At 37.4% G+C, this 2,770-nt stretch carries 3 protein-coding genes and 1 pseudogene; 1 reads left to right on the forward strand and 3 read right to left on the reverse strand.

Going from position 1 to position 2,770, the window contains the following annotated elements:
• The coding region (locus tag F6K20_RS32880; RefSeq protein WP_287297560.1) for a phosphopantetheine-binding protein at positions 1 to 1,600 on the forward strand (1,600 nt) is incomplete at its 5' end.
• Between the two features lie 101 nt (positions 1,601 to 1,701).
• Here the strand turns inward: F6K20_RS32880 and F6K20_RS32885 are convergent.
• The 3 genes and pseudogenes from F6K20_RS32885 to F6K20_RS32895 form a co-directional block, all read right to left on the reverse strand.
• A pseudogene (locus F6K20_RS32885) lies at positions 1,702 to 1,788 on the reverse strand (IS1 family transposase); the annotation flags it as partial.
• A gap of 90 nt (positions 1,789 to 1,878) precedes the next feature.
• Entirely contained in the window at positions 1,879 to 2,019 is a 141-nt protein-coding gene (locus tag F6K20_RS32890; RefSeq protein WP_008190455.1) for a hypothetical protein, read from the reverse strand.
• Between the two features lie 37 nt (positions 2,020 to 2,056).
• Positions 2,057 to 2,458 (reverse strand): transposase, encoded by a 402-nt coding sequence (locus F6K20_RS32895; RefSeq protein WP_081431835.1) that lies wholly within the window; start codon positions 2,456 to 2,458, stop codon positions 2,057 to 2,059.
• Positions 2,459 to 2,770 lie beyond the last annotated feature (312 nt).

Raw genomic sequence — 2,770 nt, forward strand, 5'->3', positions numbered from 1 at the left:
ACTGCCTCTGACTCCTAACGGTAAGGTAGACCGTAAGGCTTTGCCTGTACCGGATGTGGCCAGTAGTGTGTCAACGGAGTATGTAGCTCCACAGACACAGACACAGAAGGTATTAGCAGAGATTTGGAAAGAAGTGTTGGGTATAGAACAGGTGGGAATATATGATAACTTCTTTGATTTGGGGGGTCATTCTCTAACCGCAGTCAAATTAGTTTCTAAGATATCCACAAATTTCAACATTAGTCTCTCAGTAAAAACTTTATTATTACACCCAATAATTGCTGAGTTAAGTAATATTATGACAGAACTAATACAAAATAAAAATGTCTCTCAAGAGCCAATTTCTCAATCAATTAATAATGAAGTTCAGGAAACATTAAATAAGGAAGTTGTACAAACTAAAAATTCCGAGTATGTACAATTTGAATCTCGCTCTTTGTTATCTTTATTTACTGTGGGTAAAATTCCTCCTGTCGATGCTGCAGCTTTATGTTATTGGGGAGAATATGATCCAGAAATGTTTGACTGGAGTCGAGATTATATGATTGAAAATATCTTTGAAAATCTTCCTTTTTGGACGATGATTAAACAGACTAATTGGGGTCGAATTGCAATAATAGCTTTGCCTCGATTTGTTTCGGATTTATATAGCAATCAAGATGATGCAGTACAGGTAATTATTGAAGCATTAGAAATGGCTGGAATAATTGGTGCTAAATTTGTTTCTTTAACTGGTTTAATTCCTTCTGCTACTGATTATGGATTGGCAATTACTAAGGCAGTTGCTAACCGTGAGGATTTGCCAAAAATTACGACTGGACATAGAACAACTGGTGCTGCTGTTGTATTGACTATTAAGAAGATATGTGAGCAAGGTGGCCGGGATTTAAGTACAGAAAAAGTAGGATTTATTGGATTAGGTTCTGTGGGAATGAATGTGCTGCCGTTAATGTTGAAATGCTTACCACATCCTCAAGAAATTACTCTTTGTGACGTTTACAGTAAGTTAGAATTCCTGGAGAATATTGAACAAAATTTAGTACATAAATTTGGTTTTAAAGGTAAAATAAAGTTGGCATTATCAAAAACAACAGTTCCCCAAGAAATTTACGACTCTACTTTAATTGTTGGAGCTACAAATGTCGCAAATGTATTAGATATTATGCAGGTTAAGCCTGGTACGCTAATTGTTGATGATTCTGGTCCTCATTGTTTTTCAGTAGAGCAAGCTATTAAGCGTTTTCAGGAACGGGAAGATATTTTATTTAGTGAGGGAGGGATGTTGCGATCGCCATTTCCTATAAAAACCACAGTCCATTTACTACCCTCTGTAGAAAAAATAATGAATAATGCTCAAAAGGAAGCAGTTTTTAATTCAAATCCTTTTAATATCATGGGTTGTGCTTTTTCTGCTTTACTATCATCTCAGTTCGAGCAACTGGAGCCTACTGTAGGAATTTGCGATGGAGAACAGTCTGAATTACATTACCAAATTTTGCAAGAATTAGAATTTGAAGCAGGCGATCTACATTGTGAACATTATGTACTTCCAGCAAAATCAATAGCCAATTTTAGACAGCGTTTTGGCAAAGATTTGTAAGGATTTAGGTGATAGCAATCGCTGGTGAAGTCTGCGATCGAAGATCGCAGACTTCATAATAATAATGATTATTTTTATTCGGTAGTCCTGCATAGTAATGGTCAAGTACAAATTGTGTTATTATAGTGATGTATGAAGTTCCATATAGCTCCAATATGATTACTTAATTTTTGAGAAAACGATAATGTCAAAAGCCTTTAAGTTTCCGTTCAGATGCTAGCTACATGATTACAGGAGGTTTGGGAGGTTTAGGTTTACTGGTAAGTAGGTGGGCTTAATTAAAGGTTAAAAACTTGATAATTTTTACTATCTACATTTCCAGATATTGTCCACTGTTGAAGCTGATAACCTACTTGGTAACTTCGTTTTTTTATACCTTCTTTAACTGCTAAAGCTAAATCGTATTCATCCTCAAACATTCGACCAGAGATTTGATGAGTTTCTTGATGCAGTCGCTCATGGGGGAAACCCCCTGTTCCCTTGCTGCATCGCTTTAAGTTGACGCCACTCACCCTCTATTAGATTAAGTTCTGGACTATAAGTTGGCAAAAAAAATAAATACAATCCCATTTCTAACCATTCTTTTTGTTTAGCTCTTACCTGATGAATTTTATGACTTGAGGAATTATCCAGAACAATGACTGTATCTATTCTTATTGTTAGTCTAGTTTTTTCCGCTTCTTTGGCTTCTTTGTCCAAAAACTTTATTAAATTATCTTTTTTGATGCTACCAAGTTTTAAAGCATAATTAAAGCTTTTTTTTGGTTCATATATTCCTAATATATTTAGAGGCTGAAGGGGTGACGAAATAACCTGAAACGCTTTAAATGTAAAGTGTTCCTGAGGGGGCGACGAAATAAGTTACAACGCCGACTCTATAAGCAACCTAGCCCTTAGGCCTCGTTGATAATACTTTCGTTGTCTTGATGCAAAGCGCGAGTGGTTTGAATTTACCGTAAGACAGTTGAGCCTTGTCTTGATGCAAAGCGCGAGTGGGGGAAACCACGGCAGTCGCTCATGGGGGGGACCACGGCAGTCGCTCATGGGGGGACCACGGCAGTCGCTCATGGGGGAAACCCCCGCGTGAAGGCGCTGTGTTGATTATTTTAGTCTATGCAGTCCTATACAGGTTGTTAGAAGGGGTCGCAGCTGGTGCCATCATCAACTAGA

The organism is Moorena sp. SIO2C4 (genome assembly GCF_010672485.1).
In the GTDB taxonomy this organism is placed as follows: Bacteria; Cyanobacteriota; Cyanobacteriia; order Cyanobacteriales; family Coleofasciculaceae; genus Moorena; species Moorena producens.